The 17,150-nt window shown below is 48.8% G+C and carries 19 protein-coding genes; all 19 read left to right on the forward strand.

Features of this window, described 5'->3' with window-relative positions; genetic code table 11:
• Positions 1-22: 22 nt before the first annotated feature.
• Positions 23-394 (forward strand): YojF family protein, encoded by a 372-nt coding sequence (locus tag GLV97_RS11175; RefSeq protein WP_160838293.1) that lies wholly within the window; start codon positions 23-25, stop codon positions 392-394.
• Complete coding sequence (gene bshB2, locus GLV97_RS11180) at positions 387-1,040, forward strand: bacillithiol biosynthesis deacetylase BshB2 (RefSeq protein WP_160889695.1); 654 nt, start codon at positions 387-389, stop codon at positions 1,038-1,040. The genes GLV97_RS11175 and bshB2 overlap by 8 nt, the downstream gene beginning before the upstream one ends.
• A 106-nt stretch (positions 1,041-1,146) precedes the next feature.
• Complete coding sequence (locus tag GLV97_RS11185; RefSeq protein ID WP_160889696.1) at positions 1,147-2,175, forward strand: DUF4097 family beta strand repeat-containing protein; 1,029 nt, start codon at positions 1,147-1,149, stop codon at positions 2,173-2,175.
• Positions 2,176-2,202: 27 nt separating this feature from the next.
• The gene (locus GLV97_RS11190) at positions 2,203-2,559 is read left to right on the forward strand and encodes a phage holin family protein (protein WP_160838299.1); all 357 of its coding nucleotides are present in this window, start codon (positions 2,203-2,205) and stop codon (positions 2,557-2,559) included.
• Positions 2,560-2,717: 158 nt separating this feature from the next.
• Positions 2,718-3,650 carry an HPr(Ser) kinase/phosphatase gene (hprK, locus tag GLV97_RS11195; RefSeq protein WP_160838301.1) on the forward strand — a complete coding sequence of 311 codons (933 nt, stop codon included), beginning with the start codon at positions 2,718-2,720 and terminating at the stop codon, positions 3,648-3,650.
• 12 nt (positions 3,651-3,662) lie between these two features.
• The gene (lgt, locus tag GLV97_RS11200; protein ID WP_160889697.1) at positions 3,663-4,499 is read left to right on the forward strand and encodes a prolipoprotein diacylglyceryl transferase; all 837 of its coding nucleotides are present in this window, start codon (positions 3,663-3,665) and stop codon (positions 4,497-4,499) included.
• A 13-nt stretch (positions 4,500-4,512) separates the two neighbouring features.
• Complete coding sequence (locus GLV97_RS11205) at positions 4,513-5,469, forward strand: nucleoside recognition domain-containing protein (RefSeq protein ID WP_160889698.1); 957 nt, start codon at positions 4,513-4,515, stop codon at positions 5,467-5,469.
• Complete coding sequence (gene ppaX, locus GLV97_RS11210) at positions 5,444-6,082, forward strand: pyrophosphatase PpaX (protein ID WP_160838306.1); 639 nt, start codon at positions 5,444-5,446, stop codon at positions 6,080-6,082. Before GLV97_RS11205 ends, ppaX begins: the two co-directional genes overlap by 26 nt.
• A gap of 3 nt (positions 6,083-6,085) precedes the next feature.
• Positions 6,086-6,598, forward strand: a complete 513-nt coding sequence (locus GLV97_RS11215) for an acyltransferase (RefSeq protein ID WP_160838308.1) — start codon at positions 6,086-6,088, stop codon at positions 6,596-6,598.
• Positions 6,595-7,146, forward strand: a complete 552-nt coding sequence (locus GLV97_RS11220) for a glycerol-3-phosphate responsive antiterminator (protein ID WP_160838310.1) — start codon at positions 6,595-6,597, stop codon at positions 7,144-7,146. The genes GLV97_RS11215 and GLV97_RS11220 overlap by 4 nt, the downstream gene beginning before the upstream one ends.
• Before the next feature lie 108 nt (positions 7,147-7,254).
• Positions 7,255-8,055, forward strand: coding sequence for an MIP/aquaporin family protein (locus tag GLV97_RS11225; protein WP_160838312.1), 801 nt, complete (start codon positions 7,255-7,257; stop codon positions 8,053-8,055).
• Between the two features lie 15 nt (positions 8,056-8,070).
• On the forward strand, positions 8,071-9,570 hold the full coding sequence (gene glpK / locus GLV97_RS11230) for a glycerol kinase GlpK (RefSeq protein ID WP_202410631.1): 1,500 nt from the start codon (positions 8,071-8,073) through the stop codon (positions 9,568-9,570).
• A 225-nt stretch (positions 9,571-9,795) separates the two neighbouring features.
• Positions 9,796-11,463: a glycerol-3-phosphate dehydrogenase/oxidase gene (locus tag GLV97_RS11235; RefSeq protein ID WP_160838314.1), complete on the forward strand. Its 1,668-nt coding sequence runs from the start codon at positions 9,796-9,798 to the stop codon at positions 11,461-11,463.
• A 233-nt stretch (positions 11,464-11,696) separates the two neighbouring features.
• A complete protein-coding gene (locus tag GLV97_RS11240) occupies positions 11,697-12,515 on the forward strand; it encodes a hypothetical protein (protein ID WP_160889699.1) in 819 nt (272 codons plus the stop codon).
• Between the two features lie 322 nt (positions 12,516-12,837).
• Entirely contained in the window at positions 12,838-14,019 is a 1,182-nt protein-coding gene (locus GLV97_RS11245) for an ATP phosphoribosyltransferase regulatory subunit (RefSeq protein WP_337192771.1), read from the forward strand.
• Positions 14,012-14,650 (forward strand): ATP phosphoribosyltransferase, encoded by a 639-nt coding sequence (hisG, locus tag GLV97_RS11250; RefSeq protein WP_160838320.1) that lies wholly within the window; start codon positions 14,012-14,014, stop codon positions 14,648-14,650. The genes GLV97_RS11245 and hisG overlap by 8 nt, the downstream gene beginning before the upstream one ends.
• Positions 14,647-15,921 carry a histidinol dehydrogenase gene (gene hisD / locus GLV97_RS11255; protein WP_160842191.1) on the forward strand — a complete coding sequence of 425 codons (1,275 nt, stop codon included), beginning with the start codon at positions 14,647-14,649 and terminating at the stop codon, positions 15,919-15,921. The genes hisG and hisD overlap by 4 nt, the downstream gene beginning before the upstream one ends.
• A complete protein-coding gene (gene hisB / locus GLV97_RS11260; RefSeq protein WP_160838324.1) occupies positions 15,918-16,511 on the forward strand; it encodes an imidazoleglycerol-phosphate dehydratase HisB in 594 nt (197 codons plus the stop codon). The genes hisD and hisB overlap by 4 nt, the downstream gene beginning before the upstream one ends.
• A 2-nt stretch (positions 16,512-16,513) precedes the next feature.
• Positions 16,514-17,143, forward strand: coding sequence for an imidazole glycerol phosphate synthase subunit HisH (gene hisH / locus GLV97_RS11265; protein WP_160889700.1), 630 nt, complete (start codon positions 16,514-16,516; stop codon positions 17,141-17,143).
• Positions 17,144-17,150 lie beyond the last annotated feature (7 nt).

Here is a 17,150-nt window from a genome sequence, read left to right on the forward strand (position 1 = left end):
TGGTTGGACGGGAGGAATACTAGTGGAATCAATACAACCGAACAAAGTTCAGGATAAAATCAACCAATTAGCTGATAAAACGGTATATGTGCACTTGGAAACAACCAACGGTGCCTATGCAAGTCATTTTGATGAGAATGCCTATAACGTAGGGGCTTTCATCCGCAATGCAGAAGTTTCTTATCAACACGGAAAAATCGTCAGCACAGGCGGTGCCTACCGTGTAGGTCTTAAACTCGATCTGGGGTGGGTGTATGCCGAAGGTCTGAGTGATTATGAAATCGATGAAAAAGGTCGTCTGCTGATGGCCGGTCATGACCGCGAAGGCCGCTTGATGGTCGCGCTGGAAATCAGCGAGACTCCGTTCTCACATGGGGCGGATCCGGATGAGTGAAGGCCATGTCGTCGTGATTTTCCCGCATCCGGATGACGAATCCTTCGGGGCTTCCGGCACCATCTCTAAATTCAGGGATGAAGGCGTACCAGTCACTTACCTGTGTGGCACGCTGGGAGAAATGGGCCGGAACATGGGAAGTCCTGTGTTTGCCAACAGGGAAACATTGTCCACATTCCGCAGAGAAGAATTGAAGGAAGCTGCTGCTCAGCTCGACATTGACGTCGAATTTCTCGGTTACAGGGATAAGACACTTGAATTTGAGCCCCGAGATCAGGTGGCGGCTCATTTACGGAAAAGACTGGAGGAGCTTGAGGCAACAGTTGTCATTACGCACTATCCAGGGTATGCCGTCCACCCGGATCATGATGCCCTCGGTGCCGCTGCCGTTGAGGCTGTGAAGTCGATGGATGAAGCATCACGTCCTGATGTATGGATGCATGCCATCTCCAACAATCATGCCGATGTATTAGGGGAACCGGACATCGTATATGACATCCGCCCTTATTGGGAACGGAAGCTTGCGGCAATTCAGGCCCATCTTTCCCAGGCAGACGGAATGATGAGCTTGATCGAAAATCACGATCAGGCTGCCGAACAGCTGGAACGATTGAAAACCGAACGTTTTTACCGCTGTCACTTTTAAGACATCAACCATGGATCAGACATCAACGTCCGATCCATGGTTTTTTAGTTTTTGAATCTTTTGTTATGGGAACAACGTACATAGACAGGTAAAGGAGAGTGAACTTATGCCGGTAAATGAAGAACGTATGAAAATATTGGAGATGATTGAAAAGGGTACAATCAATGCAGAAGAAGGCGCGAAGCTCCTGAGTGCTCTGGAGCATGAAGGGGACGAGCAGCAGGAGAAGAAAAAGTACGGCATCATGAATTTTCTCGATGACGCAGTGGATAAAATTAAAAATGCCGACTTTGACCTTGCTTTCGGAGAATCGGTGGAGATTGAAGAGGAATCTTTTCTCGACGCTGAAGAATTGAAGGAAGTCGATTTGATGATTGCCAATGGCTCCCTGAATGTTTACACATGGGAGGAAAACCAGGCGAGGGCATCCTCCAGAGTGAAAGTATATCAGGCAGGCACGGAAGAAGAAGCAAGGGAACGTTTTCATGGAGATGTCCAGTTTGACATTAAATATGGACTGCTTCGATTGGCCAGTCCTTCCAAGAAGATCAAGATGCATACGGACCTTTACTTACCGAAACGTTTCTATGAATTTATGAAAGCCCAGCTTCAGAACGGCTCGATCCATGCGGAAGGTTTGGAAGCGCAGCATTTCCATTTGAAGACCTCCAATGGCCCTGTCAAAGGATCCCGGCTCAAAGGCGGGAGCTGCAAAATTCATACGGCTAATGGACCGATCAAGCTTGAAGAAGGTGAGTTTGAGCAGGTGGAAGCAGACACGATCAACGGGCCGGTGACTCTGGAAGGAACCTTCGGAAAAGTTGATGGATCTTCTGTGAGCGGCGGTATTTCAGTCAATCATAAAGGAAGTACGGCTCACACCGCCTTTTTGAAAACGACGGCAGGGGCCATTGAAGTCTCCCTTCCGGTGAAACGTAAAATTGACGGGATTTTGAAAACGAAATTCGGTTCCCTCCAATGTGGTCTAGATAATTATAAAATCCTGAAAGACCAGAAAGATGTAATGAATAAGTCGCTGGAATTTGAAGCGTATGAACAATTTGAAGATGTTTATCATATAGAAGCAGAGACGAAGACTGGTTCAGTGAAGATTCAGCCTCCTGTCCAGCTTTAACACAGCGGAAAAAATGAGGTGAGTGTTATGAAAAACTGGCTCCTGCATATTTTAGTCAATGCTGTTGCCATTATTGCTGTTGGAGCCCTGCTCGACAGCGTCCAGATTGATGGGGTGGGTGGTGCTCTTCTGGCCGCTTTTATCCTTTCTATCCTTAATGCGGTCGTCCGTCCGTTTCTTGTCATTTTGACTCTTCCAATTACCATTGTTTCACTGGGGCTTTTCCTGTTTGTGATCAATGCGATCACACTGGCTCTGACTGACTTGTTCCTCGGAAGTACATTTGATATTGATGGGTTCGGCATGACGATTCTTGCCGCTGTCATCATTTCTTTCTTGAACCTGGTATTAAACAGCCTGTTAAAAGATATGAAAAACGGATGATTCAGCCGTGCGGAGAAATCCGCACGGTTTTTTTATGCGCGTGGCAAGTTTTATGTCTATACTGAGAAGGACCCCTGGTCGGGAGAGACCTATCCAAGATTTCAGCAAAACATGCTACAATAGGGGACAGTGATTGATGAATGGAGGTTGTTGGAAAGATGAGCAAGGTCCGCACAGAAGATTTACTGGAACAATTTCAGCTTGAATTAGTAACCGGAAAAGATGGAGTTCACCGTGAAATACATATGAGTGACATATCCCGCCCCGGTGTAGAAATGACCGGGTATTTCAAGTTTTACCCGAAAGACAGATTACAGCTTCTCGGAAAGACAGAGCTGTCCTATTTCAATGAACTGACAAAGGAACAGCGTCAGGAGCGGGCGCAAAAACTCTGCACGGACGTCACCCCCGGTATTGTGATTACGAGAGGGATGGATATTCCTGAAGAACTGTTTGAAGCAGCGAAGGAAGCGGGCGTCCCGCTGATGATTTCGCCCTATAAAACAACGAGAGTCATCAGCCGGCTGACCAATTTCCTGGAGTCCAAGTTTGCCCCGTTCACAGCAATCCATGGGGTGCTGGTAGATATTTACGGGATTGGCGTGTTGATCACCGGGCAGAGTGGTGTGGGTAAAAGTGAAACAGCGCTCGAACTTGTGAAACGCGGCCACCGTCTAGTAGCGGATGACAGCGTGGAAATCCGTCAGGAAGATTACGATACGCTGATCGGAAACAGCCCGCCACTGATTGAGCATCTTCTGGAAATCCGGGGCCTCGGTATTATCAATGTGATGACGCTGTTCGGCGCTGGTGCTGTCCGCAGCTTCAAACGCATCACCCTTGTCATCAATCTGGAAATTTGGGATAAGAACAAGCAGTATGACCGACTAGGCCTCGAGGAAGAGACGATGAAAATTATGGACGTTCATGTGCCGAAAGCGACGATCCCTGTCCGTCCGGGACGTAACCTTGCCGTCATTATTGAGGTGGCAGCGATGAACTTCCGCCTGAAGCGGATGGGCGTCAATGCGGCGGAGGAGTTTTCCGAACGCTTAACCAAAGTGATCGATCAAGATCAAACGGGAAAATAAGGAGGAGACAAGATGCAGACATGTGAAGCACAGCCTCTTGATCCCGTCTTTCTTCAACTGGGTCCACTCTCTATTTACTGGTACGGCCTGATCATTGCAACAGGCGCCTTTTTAGGATTATGGATTGCTACAAGAGAAACAGAAAGATTGGGATTGAAGAAGGATTACATGGTGGACATCGTTGTGTTCGCTATACCCGCGGCCATTTTATGCGCCCGTCTTTATTATGTAATCTTTGAATGGGAGCGGTATGCCGGCGGTCCGTTCTGGAAGGTATTTGCCGTCTGGGAAGGCGGAATTGCCATACACGGGGCGTTGATCGGTTCGGTACTGACCGCTTATATTTACACAAAAGTTAAAGGAATCTCTTTCTGGATGATGGCGGATATCGCTGCGCCGAGTATTATCCTTGGGCAGGCGATCGGCCGCTGGGGGAACTTTATGAATCAGGAAGCCCATGGTGGTCCTGTTTCACAGGCCTTTTACGAAAATTTCATGCAGTATCTGCCGGCATTTATTAACCAGCAGATGTGTATTGACGGAACGGTGTATCATCCGACGTTCCTTTATGAATCCGTCTGGAATATTATCGGTTTCGCCCTTCTGCTCGTTCTGCGTCACCGCTTTAACCCGCGTCGTGGGGAAGTTTTCTTAAGCTATGTCATATGGTATTCTGTCGGACGTTTCTTCGTAGAAGGACTACGTACGGACAGTCTCTACTTGTTTGCAGATATCCGCATGGCTCAATTTATCTCCATCGTCCTGGTCATTGCCTGTGCTGTTCTTATCTATTACCGCAGAAAGAACGGAATGGCAGATAAATATTACAACGGAAAGAAAGTAAAATAAGGGAGCCGATAGCATGAAAGGAACGCTGCTGCGTGGTGGAAAAAAGGGCCTGGATTTAACATGGACACTGGGAAAAGTCATTTTTCCCGTAACCCTGATTGTGACAATTCTCCAGTACACTCCTGTACTGCCATGGGTGATGGATAAGCTTGAACCTATGATGGGGTGGCTCGGCCTTTCCGGCCAGGCCGCCGTTCCTTTAGTTCTTGGGAATTTCCTGAATCTGTATGCAGGGATCGCTGCGATTCTTTCCTTTGACTTTACGGTAAAGGAAGTGTTTATTCTAGCCGTCATGCTGTCGTTTTCCCATAACCTGTTGATTGAATCAACGGTGGCTAAAAAGGTGGGCGTCAGCTGGTGGATTGTTATTGGCGTTCGTCTTTCTCTTGCATTCTTTTCTGCTTTTTTCATCCATTTGTTCTGGGCCGGCGGAGAGGCACAGGCGAAGTACGGCCTGGCCCCATCCAATCCAGTTGAACCGGAAGGATGGACGGAAATCATCATCCAGGGAGTGCAGACAGCGGGCATGGGGATTATCCAGCTTGCGTTTATTGTCATTCCTCTGATGGTCGTGATGCAGTTTATGCGGGAAAAAGGATGGCTCGACAAATTTTCGGAATGGCTCGCTCCCTGCACCAGGTTTTTAGGTATGGAGCGGAATACGTCCATGACGCTGGCCGCCGGCTTGACCATTGGTCTTGCCTACGGCGCCGGGTTAATGATCCAGGCCGTGGAGGAAGATGGTGTATCGAAGAAGGATATGTATCTGGCCGTCATTTTCCTTGTCGCCTGTCATGCCGTTGTTGAAGATACGCTCGTATTCATTCCACTCGGCATTCCTGTCTGGCCGCTTCTCATCATCCGGTTGACGACAGCTGTTCTTTTAACAGCAGCCGTAGGGTTTGTTTGGAATAAATTACAACACAATAGAAAGGATACATCACATGAGCATACGTACCATTCTCTTTGATTTAGACGGCACACTGATTGATACGAATGAACTGATTATCGCCTCCTTCACCCATACGATCTCGCAATACGGGGACAGAGACTATACGCGTGAAGAGATTTTAGATTTTATCGGCCCTCCTCTTGTAGAGAGTCTGGCTAAAATCAACCCGGACAAGGTGGAGGAAATGGTGGAAACCTACCGTGAACATAATATCAAAAACCATGATCGCTATGTCACCGCCTATGATGGAGTTGTCGAAACGATGCACACCTTGAAGGAGCAGGGCTTCCGGCTTGGTGTTGTGACGACAAAGATGAAAAACACGGTGCATATGGGGCTTGAGCTCACGAATTTGGACGGCTTGTTTGAAACGGTAGTCACTCTTGATGACGTGACCAATGCTAAACCGCACCCGGAGCCGATTGTGCGGGCGCTTCAGGAACTCGATACGCCGGCATCGGAAGCTCTCATGGTTGGAGATAATACCCACGATATTGAAGCCGGGAAGAATGCCGGTACGAAAACAGCGGGGGTAGCGTGGACCGTTAAGGGCAGAAAAGTACTGGATGATCTTCATCCGGATTATATGCTGGACAACATGCGCGACCTGCTGCAGATGACCGGGAGATAATCCATGAGAAAAACGGACCGCTATCCTGTAAGGGGCGCGAATTCTTTATGGCATATTTATAAAACCGTGCCGTTTTTGAAAGTCGTAAAAAATTTCATCGTTATTCAGATGGCACGTTACACCCCATTTCTCGGAATGAAAAATTGGTTGTACCGCACGTTTTTGAACATGAAGGTCGGTGATCAGACGGCCTTTGCGTTAATGGTCATGGTCGATATTATGTTTCCCGAAAAAATAAAAGTCGGGTATAATACGGTGATTGGGTACAATACAACCATCCTCGCTCATGAATATTTGATTGATGAATACCGTCTGGGAGAGGTGATCATCGGAGATGAGGTACTGATCGGAGCCAATACGACGATTCTTCCGGGAGTTACGATTGGAGACAGAGCCGTTGTATCAGCGGGCACGTTGGTGAATAAAGATGTTCCACCCGGCAGCTTTGTCGGGGGAAACCCGATGAAGGTCATTTATACGAAAGAGCAGATGGCGCAGCGGGAGGCGGAAGAATGAGTTTTACACAAACGGTTTTACCGGCAGTGAAGAGAATTAAAGAATTTGAGGCTTTGCTGGAGTCGGATACAGAGTATATCATCCTACTGGAAAGCCGGCTTGGACTGCTTCGCAAGCTCGTTCGTCTCGGGCAGAAGTCCGGAAAAAAAGTCCTGGTCCATGTGGATTTGATTCAAGGCCTGAAGGCGGATGATTACGGGATGGAATATCTTGGTCAGGAAGTTAAGCCGGATGGAGTGATTTCCACGAGAGGGCATGTGATTCATCAGGCGAAAAAATACAATATCTTATCTGTGCAGCGCCTGTTTCTGATTGACAGCCAGGCCATTGAGCATAATGTGAAGCTGATACAGAGAACGGAGCCTGATTACGTCGAAGTTTTGCCCGGGATTGTGCCGGGAATGATAAAAGAGATAAAAGAGCGGATCGGGGTTCCTGTCATCGCTGGTGGACTCGTCCGTACGCAGGAGGACGTAGAGCAGGCACTGGCCTCCGGGGCTTCGGCTGTTTCTACTTCTCGTACCGACTTATGGAAGTTTTCCAAATAGACGATACAGACGCCTTCTGTGAAAAAACGAAAACGCACAGTGAACTACAACACTGATTATTGTGCGTTTTTGGCAGGTATCCGCTGAAGATCGGAAAGGAGCGGGCACATGACGGAATTTATGGGTGAATTGATTGGAACGATGATTTTGATCATTTTTGGAGGCGGTGTCATAGCCGGTGCGAACTTGAAAGCTACGAAGGCGGAAGGGAACTGGGTGCTTATTACAATTGCCTGGGGCCTTGCTGTGGCCATGGGCGTGTATGCGGTTGGAAGCGTTACAGGCGCTCACATTAATCCGGCGGTTACGCTTGGGTTTGCTGTAGTTGGAGATTTTCCGTGGGCAAAAGTTCCACTGTACATCACCGCACAGATGATGGGGGCTTTCATCGGGGCGGCAATCGTGTTTTTCCATTACCTGCCTCATTTCAAGGATACGGAAGATCAGCTGGCTATCAAGTCCATCTTCTGTACGGATCCGGCCATCCGAAGTCCTATTTCCAATTTGGTCAGTGAAATTATCGGAACCTTTGTACTGGTGATGGGGCTGCTGTTTATTGGGGCGAATGAATTTACAGACGGGTTGAATCCACTTATCGTCGGCCTGTTGATTGTGGCCATCGGGATGTCCCTTGGTTCTACAACCGGCTATGCGATCAACCCTGCCAGGGATCTGGGGCCGAGACTGGCGCATGCTGTTCTTCCTATCCCAGGTAAGGGAGGATCCGACTGGGGTTATTCCTGGATTCCTGTGGCCGGTCCGGCTATCGGTGGAATGTATGGCGGATTATTTTATCAGGCCATTTTCCAGGCGCAGTTTACCGTCTGGTTCTGGGTAGGATCTGCGGTGATCGCCGCTGTTCTTCTCAGCTCAATGAACGTCGAGTTAAAAAAAGTGAAACAAGCATAAAGGGAGAGATTTATCATGGGAGATTATATTTTATCAATTGATCAGGGTACAACGAGTTCACGGGCGATCCTGTTCAACCGCGATGGAGAAATTGTTGAGACGGCGCAGAAGGAATTTCAACAGTACTTTCCAAAAAGAGGATGGGTGGAGCATGATGCCAATGAAATCTGGACATCTGTGCTTGCCTGTATTTCCGATGTGCTCCGACTAGCTGATGTAGACGCCGGGGACATTGCTGGAATCGGTATCACCAACCAGCGTGAAACCACCGTCGTCTGGGATAAACATACAGGGAAACCTATTTATAAAGCGGTCGTCTGGCAGTCCAGACAGACCCAGGGCATCTGTAACGAACTGAAGGAGCAGGGCCTGGAAGATACATTCCGTGAGAAAACGGGTCTATTGCTGGATCCTTATTTTGCAGGGACGAAAGTGAAATGGATCCTGGACAATGTAGATGGAGCAAGAGAAAAAGCGGAGAACGGTGACCTGCTGTTCGGAACGATCGATACGTGGCTCGTTTATAAGCTGTCCGGCCAGAAAGCCCACGTTACGGACTATTCCAACGCTTCCCGTACGCTAATGTACAACATATATGATCTGGAATGGGACAAGGAGCTCCTGGAACTGCTGAACGTTCCTGAAAGCATGCTTCCTGAAGTGAAGGAGTCTTCCGATATTTATGCTCATACCATTGATTATCATTTCTATGGAAAAGAAGTACCGATCGCAGGGATTGCCGGAGACCAGCACGCAGCTCTGTTCGGACAGGCCTGTTTTGAAAAAGGAATGGCTAAAAATACTTACGGTACCGGTGGTTTCATGTTGATGAATACGGGAGAAGAACCGGTCAAATCCAGCCACGGTCTCCTTACAACCCTGGCCTGGGGGCTGGATGGCAAAGTCGAATATGCCCTGGAAGGCAGTATCTTCGTATCCGGTTCAGCGATCCAGTGGCTTCGTGACGGTCTGCAGATGATTGAAACATCTCCTCAAAGCGAGGAAGTCGCAGGAGAAGTGAATTCTTCTGACGGCGTCTATGTCGTGCCGGCCTTTGTCGGTCTCGGAACACCTTACTGGGACAGTGAAGCACGCGGGGCTGTATTCGGTCTGACTCGTGGAACGACGAAAGCCCATTTCGTAAGAGCCACCCTCGACTCTCTGGCATACCAGACAAAAGATGTTGTCAATGCCATGGTGGAAGATTCCGGTCTTGAATTGAAAACCCTCCGTGTGGACGGCGGAGCTGTGAAAAACAACATGCTGATGCAGTTCCAGAGTGACCTGCTTAACGTCAATGTAGAGCGTCCGGAAGTCAATGAAACGACAGCGCTTGGGGCCGCTTATCTTGCCGGTCTTGCGGTTGGTTTCTGGGAAGACCGCCGGGAAATCGAAAATCAGTGGAAAGTGGAGCGTGAATTCCAGCCGGGTATGGAGGAGAAGAAAACGCAGACACTATATAAAGGATGGCAGAAAGCTGTGGAAGCTACCCGGGTCTTCAAGCCTGAAGAATAAATCTTTGACACGTGTCCGCTCTCTGATATAATAAAGGTACAAGTTAATGGACACGGTCGGAGACGCGGAGAGACCACGAAGCTTTATGCACTGCATAAGGAGTTTCGTGGTCTCTTTTTTTATGCCGCAGCGTCTTAAGAACATTCCCACACATAACTTTCGACGTTTTCGGGAATACCCGTACCAGACCATTAAATGAAGACAACGGAAGAAGGAGAGATCGATATGCAATCATTTTCAAGCCTGGAAAGACAACGTCAATTTGAACGCCTGACTCAGGAAGAGTGGGATGTACTCGTTATTGGTGGAGGAATTACCGGTTCAGGAATCGCTCTGGATGCTGCCAGCCGCGGTATGAAAACAGCGGTTGTTGAAATGCAGGACTATGCAGCCGGAACATCCAGCCGCTCTACGAAACTCGTACACGGGGGACTGCGTTATTTGAAGCAGTTTGAAGTTAAGATGGTGGCAGAAGTCGGAAAAGAACGGGAAATCGTGTATGAAAACGGCCCGCACGTAACGACTCCTGAATGGATGCTGCTTCCATTCCACCAGGGTGGAAACTTCGGCCCGTTCTCTACCAACATCGGTCTGCGCGTCTATGATTACCTGGCTGGTGTTAAGAAATCCGAGCGCCGCTCCATGATGAGTGCAGAAGAAGCGCTTAAGCGTGAACCTCTCATCAAACAGGATGGATTAAAAGGAGCCGGTTATTACGTAGAATATAAAACAGATGACGCCCGCCTGACTCTTGAAGTCATGAAAAAAGCGGTTGAATATGGCGCCAACTCTTCCAACTACTCCAAAGTTGTGGACTTTATCTACAGTGATGAAGGTAAAATCGTTGGAGCCGTAGTGGAGGATTTAATCACAGGTGAGCAGTATAACGTGAAGGCGAAGAAAATCATCAATGCCGGCGGTCCATGGGTGGATGAGCTTCGTGAAATCGATGGCTCCAAGAAAGGGAAAACACTGCAGCTGACCAAAGGTGTTCACCTTGTATTCGACCAGTCCGTATTCCCGCTGAAGCAGGCGATTTACTTCGACAGCCCGGACGGTCGTATGATTTTCGCTATTCCTAGAAACGGTAAAACGTATATTGGTACAACGGATACAGTGTACGATCAGGATATTTCCCACCCGACGATGACGGAAGAGGACCGCGATTATATTATCAAAGCGATGAACTACATGTTCCCAACCGTCAAAGCAACGAAAGAAGATGTGGAATCCAGCTGGGCCGGCCTTCGTCCTCTTATTCATGAGGAAGGCAAAGATCCATCTGAAATTTCCCGTAAAGATGAAATTTTCGTTTCTGATTCCGGTCTGATTTCCATGGCTGGTGGTAAGCTTACAGGTTACCGTAAGATGGCTGTGACTGCCGTGGATCTTGTCCGCGATCAGTTGATGGAAGAAACCGGCGTCCGCTATTCTGATTCCGAGACGAAGCGCATGGCTATTTCCGGAGGAGAAGTAGGCGGTTCTAAAGGATTCAAGCAGTTCAAGGAAGAACGCTTGAAAATCGCTGAGTCCATCGGTATCGATAAAGAGGAAGCAGATAAACTGATCCAGCTTTACGGTGCCAACGTGGATAAAGTGTTCAACAACTTCCAAAACCGTAAGCAGGAAGCGGAGAATGAAGGCATCGATCCAATCGTCTTTGCTCAGCTTGCTTATGCTCTTGAAGAGGAAATGACCTTCAAGCCGGTGGACTTCTTCATCCGTCGTACGGCTGCCCTGTTCTTCAATATCCAATGGGTACGCGATCATAAGGACAGCGTTATTGACTATATGGCTGAATCCTTGAACTATACAGATGAGCAGAAGAAAGAATACACGGAGCAGCTTGATCAGCTTCTAAAAGAAGCCGTCACACCTGTTGAATATGTATAAATGATAAACCCGTCCTCTCCGGAGGACGGGTTTTCAGTTTCTTTGGGAAATCGTTGGGCTGTGAGCATGACACATGTACGGTTACGTTCCGCTTCTTGGTGGATCTTAGGCTCGTGCTGTTCCTGCCGGGGAACGCTCCTCGTAACCACACCAAGTGAAAACGGCAAAAGGGCACGGTTTTTTTGAAACTTTTTCCTTCTTTCCTGCGTAGAACATAGAAAGGAGGAACGTGTATGACGGATATTCGGGCGTTGATGCTAAAAGATGCAAGGAGACAAGTGGTAACGGGCGGCTTACTGCTGCTTATGGGCATTTTCTTTCTTATTTCCATTTTATTTTACCAGGAGGCCTCCTTTATTCTTTCCCTGATCTACTTTCCTTTGTTTTTCGTAACGGGAGCGGGGTTGTTTGTCAATGGGATGAACGATTTCAAAAAGTCCAGGTTTACAAGCATTCCGACAGCGGTCTCCGGGGTTGAAACCACCTATCCTCTTTTCCCGAAGCGGATGTATCTCGGCCAGCAGGATCTTAGAGATGATCAGGCGGGTCTTTATGATATGAATGGAGAACGATATGCCCGGGCGGACGAAGAACATCATTGGAAACATAAACCTGGAGCTGTTGTTTCCCGCTGGCTTTCTTTTCCGGCTGTTAAATCAGGTTCTTTTATTTATAAAGATGAGCATCATGCATTTCAGTACCGCCTGGAGAAAAAGGGCGGCTTCAAGTGGCGGGGCTATATTCAGAATGAAGAAGGACGATATACGGCTTACACAAAAGAGTGGAAAGGCGCAGGTGGGAAGCGGAGCATCGCTTTTATTGAAGGGAATGTGCTCCGATGGCAGCTCGAAGGCGACCGGTATCTCGGCCAATACCAGTTGAAAGATGAGAATGGCAGGGTCTGGGCGGAGGTTAAGCAGGGAGCTATTCCAACCGAAGCGGCCGACCGTTTCGGGAATATGCCGGGATTTATCGTAGAATGGTCTGTAAGGGACCAGGTTCCTTCCTCCCTTGTCGCTTTTCTCTTTTTATTTCAATACGGGAACTATTAAACACCAGCCGTCGCTGGTGTTTTTAATTTCTATAATTTCACAGCTGACGTTAACGTTAGAAGATCCACTCGTTCTCCCATTTGAAAATGAACTGTTACACAAGGAAACACTGCAAGCAACGCGTTGTCCTGTGACTCTAAAAACACCAACGTCTCATAGAATGGAGCAGTTTTTATCGAGGAGGCTGAACCAGTTTTTTTCAAAAGATTCTGTTATGATAAAAAAGAATGCAAGCAGATGGGAATTCTTGTTTGACGCTTTATCTTCATCGTGTTAGCATATTAGCATGCTAAAGGATTTGACGAAAGGATGGGTTCCATTGGTGAAACGTCTGATGTTTGAAAAACCATTGGGAATGCGCGACACGCTTCCCTTTTTTTATAAACAGAAATCAAAAGCGAGAAGAAATTTATCTGAAACCATTTTATCCTACGGCTATTCGTTTATGGATACGCCGATTATGGAATATCACGATACCGTCGGTCAGGTGAGTGCAACGCTTGATCAGCAGCTGTTCAAGCTGCTTGACCAGCAGGGGCATACCCTTGTCCTCCGCCCGGATTTAACGGCTCCGATCGCCCGCGTTGCGGCTTCTCAGCTGAAAAACAGCGAGTTTCCTCTCCGCCTGGCTTATGACGGCCCGGTCTTCCGTGCGCAGCAGGCGGAAGGTGGAAAGCCCGCGCAGTTTGAACAGGTGGGAACAGAACTCATCGGTGACCATTCGTCCTATGGAGACGCAGAAGTGATCGCTCTCCTTGTCGACTCATTGAAGCAGACGGGACTGGACGACTTTGTCATTACAGTCGGCCATATCGGTTATGTCAAAGCTTTTTTCACCGACCTGCTTGGCGATGATGAAGAAACCATTGATGAGCTGTTGAACTATCTCTATCGAAAAAATTATGTCGGCTATAGAGAAGCCGTGAAATCCCTGGATGCCCAGGCGGATAAAAAGCAGTCCCTTCTTCAGCTGCTCACGTTAAAAGGCGGAGAGGAAATCTTCGAATACAGCCGCTCGCTTGCCCGCAACCAGTCCTGCATGCAGGCGGTGAACGAGTTGAAGCAGCTGCACCGTCTTCTGGAGCAGTACGGCGTACAGCAGTACATTCAGTTTGATTTGAATTTGATCAGCCATATGGATTACTACACAGGGGTGTTGTTCGAAGGATACGCCCCTCACCTTGGAGCGATGCTCTGTAATGGAGGGCGCTACGATACACTTCTGCCTTCTTTCCAGTTGAACGCATCAGCAACAGGATTCGCCATTCACCTGGAGCGTTTGGTCGAGGCCTTGAATGACCAGGAGGATGAAGACGAGCGCATGGCTGTCATTGTGGACGATGAAACACACAGCCGCGGCATTGAAGAAGCGAAAAAATACCGCCGGGAAGGATACGCCGTTCTGCTGCAGCACGTCGATCAGATCCCTGATATTCAGGCTTTCCAGCAGGAGCTTTCCCAAACGGTCGATTTAACGAAAAAAGGAGGGAATCAGAATGAGTAAGCCTTTAACAATTGCCATGCCGAAAGGACGGATTTATAAAGAAGCGGCTGCCCTTATGGAAAAGGCCGGCTATTCACTTGGAGCCGATCTGGACGATTCCCGTAAATTGATTCTCGAGTTTCCTGACCAGAATATCCGGGTCATGATGGCCAAACCGATGGATGTAGTCACGTACGTAGAATACGGGGCAGCTGATATCGGCATTGCCGGAAAGGATGTCCTGTTGGAGCAGGACCGGGATGTCTATGAAGTGCTGGATTTGAAGATCAGCCCGTGCTACGTAGCGGTTGCCGGTCTACCTGATCAGCCGTTAAGCCGGATTGCTCCTAAAATTGCCACGAAATATCCGAAGGTCGCCTCCGATTATTTCCGGGAGCAGGGCGAACAGATTGAAATTATCCCCCTGAATGGTTCGATTGAACTTGCTCCGCTGATTGGTCTGGCCGATCGGATTGTCGATATTGTATCTACCGGACGAACGCTGAAGGAGAACGGTCTCGTCGAGTATGAGAAGATTGCCGATATCACCTCACGCTTGATTGTGAATCCTGTCAGCTACCGGTTGAAGAGTACAGAGATTGAACAGATGGTCACCAATTTAAGCGAAGTGATGGAGGGGACCCGCCCATGAGGATCATGAATAAATCGGACCTGCCTTCATTAAAGCGCAGTGTTGACCAGGGGACAGAAGAGCAGCGGAAATCGGTCCAAACGATCATTGCCCGCGTGAAACATGAGGGTGATGAAGCTGTACGAGCTTTTACCGAACAGTTCGACGGTGTCACCCTTGAAGATATGAAAGTAACGAAAGAAGAGTTTGAACAGGCCTATCAATCCGTCGATGGAGAGTTTGTCAGCATTCTGGAGGAAGCGGCGGCCAACATCCGCTCCTTCCATGAGAAGCAGAAAACTTCCTCATGGTTCGATACGAATTCCGACGGGACGATGCTCGGACAGAAGATTACGCCGATTGAGGCTGCCGGCGTTTACGTACCGGGTGGAACAGCGGCTTATCCCTCTTCCGTATTTATGAACGTCATTCCTGCTCAAGTAGCCGGTGTAGAAAAAATCGCCATGGTTACGCCTCCGGGTAAAGATGGACGAGTACCGGACGGGGTGCTGCTGGCCGCCCATATTCTTGGTGTGGACCATGTCTATAAAGTGGGCGGAGCCCAGGCGGTTGCCGCTCTTGCCTATGGTACGGAAACGATTCCGGCTGTCGATAAAATCACAGGCCCCGGGAACGTATTTGTAGCTCTTGCCAAGCGTGAGGTATTCGGTGATGTAGATATCGATATGATCGCCGGGCCGAGTGAGATCGCTGTCCTTGCTGACGAAACGGCGAAGGCAGAAGAAATCGCTGCAGATCTGTTGTCCCAGGCTGAACACGATGCCCGCTCTTCCAGTGTCCTTGTAACGACGAGCCCGGAACTTGCGGAGGATGTCAAGGAAGCGGTGCTCCAGCAGGTAGAGAAACTACCTCGGAAGGAAATCGCCGGGAAAAGTGTGGAAGACTATGGGATGATCGTTCTGTGCAGGGATCATGAAGAAGCGGTGGCGGCTGTTAATGAAATCGCCCCCGAACACCTCGAAGTGATGACTGCAGCCCCTTTTGATGATCTTGGAAAGATTAAGCATGCGGGCGCTATATTCCTCGGTCCATACAGCAGTGAACCTGTGGGGGATTATTTCGCCGGACCGAACCATGTTCTCCCGACCAATGGGACCGCACGTTTTTCCAGCCCGTTGAATGTCGATGACTTTGTGAAAAAATCAAGCATTATCTCTTACAGTGAACAGGCGTTGAAGACGCATGCAGATAAAATTGCCCGCTTCGCCAGACTGGAAGGCCTTGAAGGCCACGCCCGGGCCGTTGAAATCAGAAAGGAGCGCTGGACATGACAGAACAAAGAAACGCCGGCATCGAACGAAAAACAAGAGAAACAGATATCAGCCTCGACTTTACAATTGACGGTCAAGGCAGGGCGGATCTGGACGTACAGGTTCCGTTTCTTTCCCACATGCTGGAACTGTTCGCCAAACACGGACTCTTTGACCTGACAGTCAGAGGTTATGGAGATGTGGAGGTGGACGACCACCATTTAACCGAGGATATCGGTATTTGTCTCGGCCAGACGCTGCGCCGGGCCATGGGAGATAAATTCGGAATGAAACGGTATGGATCGATGACGCTTCCGATGGATGAAACGCTCGTAACTGTAGCCGTTGATTTAAGTGACCGGCCACATTTGGAATGGCGTGCTGAACTTCCGAAAGACCGGGTGGGTACCTTTGATACCGAAAATGTCCATGAATTCTTCTGGAAGCTGGCGGTGGAAGCCAGAATGAACCTTCATATCGTCCTTCACCACGGGCACAACACCCACCACATTATTGAGGCCATGTTTAAGGCTTTGGCACGCGCGCTGGATGAAGCCACTCAGATTGATCCACGGGTACAGGGAGTGCCTAGTACGAAGGGGAGTTTGTAATCATGATTGGTGTGATCGATTACGGTATGGGCAATCTCTTCAGTGTTTCCAAAGCATTGGAGCGTTTAAATATTGAATACAAAATCGGGGACCGTCCTGATCAGCTTCATGGATGTGATGGGTATATCCTTCCTGGAGTAGGAGCTTTTCCTGATGCGATGAAGGCATTAGCGGAGCACCAGTTCATCGGTTTCATCCACCAGAAAGTAGACGAAGGGGTGCCGCTGTACGGCATATGCCTCGGGATGCAGCTGCTTTTTGAAGGCAGTGAAGAAGGTGGTCAAACGGATGGGCTTGGACTCTTCACCGGGACGATCCGCCGTTTTTCCGGAATGGATGAAAGCGGCCGGGCCTACAAAGTCCCGCATATGGGGTGGAATCAGATGAATATCCATCGTCCGGAAAAAGAACTGCTGACAGACGTGGAGAATGAATACGTCTATTTCGTTCACTCCTATGCCGCTGTCACCGATGATGAGGATCTATTATATGCCACCGCAGATTATCATGGAGCCGTGCCGGCCATTGTGGGTCGGGATCACGTGGTAGCCAGTCAGTTCCACCCGGAAAAAAGCGGTCGTGCAGGGATGCAGCTGTTGGAAAATTTCTGCCGGGTGATGTGCAGACAATAAGGAGGGG

The organism is Halobacillus litoralis (assembly GCF_009856355.1).
GTDB lineage: Bacteria > Bacillota > Bacilli > Bacillales > Halobacillaceae > Halobacillus > Halobacillus litoralis_B.

Coding starts and splice junctions, on each gene's coding strand:
- bshB2 (WP_160889695.1), top strand. CDS start 387: ATGAGTGAAGGCCATGTCGTCGTGATTTTCCCGCATCCGGATGACGAA.
- GLV97_RS11185 (WP_160889696.1), top strand. CDS start 1,147: ATGCCGGTAAATGAAGAACGTATGAAAATATTGGAGATGATTGAAAAG.
- GLV97_RS11190 (WP_160838299.1), top strand. CDS start 2,203: ATGAAAAACTGGCTCCTGCATATTTTAGTCAATGCTGTTGCCATTATT.
- hprK (WP_160838301.1), top strand. CDS start 2,718: ATGAGCAAGGTCCGCACAGAAGATTTACTGGAACAATTTCAGCTTGAA.
- lgt (WP_160889697.1), top strand. CDS start 3,663: ATGCAGACATGTGAAGCACAGCCTCTTGATCCCGTCTTTCTTCAACTG.
- GLV97_RS11205 (WP_160889698.1), top strand. CDS start 4,513: ATGAAAGGAACGCTGCTGCGTGGTGGAAAAAAGGGCCTGGATTTAACA.
- ppaX (WP_160838306.1), top strand. CDS start 5,444: ATGAGCATACGTACCATTCTCTTTGATTTAGACGGCACACTGATTGAT.
- GLV97_RS11215 (WP_160838308.1), top strand. CDS start 6,086: ATGAGAAAAACGGACCGCTATCCTGTAAGGGGCGCGAATTCTTTATGG.
- GLV97_RS11220 (WP_160838310.1), top strand. CDS start 6,595: ATGAGTTTTACACAAACGGTTTTACCGGCAGTGAAGAGAATTAAAGAA.
- GLV97_RS11225 (WP_160838312.1), top strand. CDS start 7,255: ATGACGGAATTTATGGGTGAATTGATTGGAACGATGATTTTGATCATT.
- glpK (WP_202410631.1), top strand. CDS start 8,071: ATGGGAGATTATATTTTATCAATTGATCAGGGTACAACGAGTTCACGG.
- GLV97_RS11235 (WP_160838314.1), top strand. CDS start 9,796: ATGCAATCATTTTCAAGCCTGGAAAGACAACGTCAATTTGAACGCCTG.
- GLV97_RS11240 (WP_160889699.1), top strand. CDS start 11,697: ATGACGGATATTCGGGCGTTGATGCTAAAAGATGCAAGGAGACAAGTG.
- hisG (WP_160838320.1), top strand. CDS start 14,012: ATGAGTAAGCCTTTAACAATTGCCATGCCGAAAGGACGGATTTATAAA.
- hisD (WP_160842191.1), top strand. CDS start 14,647: ATGAGGATCATGAATAAATCGGACCTGCCTTCATTAAAGCGCAGTGTT.
- hisB (WP_160838324.1), top strand. CDS start 15,918: ATGACAGAACAAAGAAACGCCGGCATCGAACGAAAAACAAGAGAAACA.
- hisH (WP_160889700.1), top strand. CDS start 16,514: ATGATTGGTGTGATCGATTACGGTATGGGCAATCTCTTCAGTGTTTCC.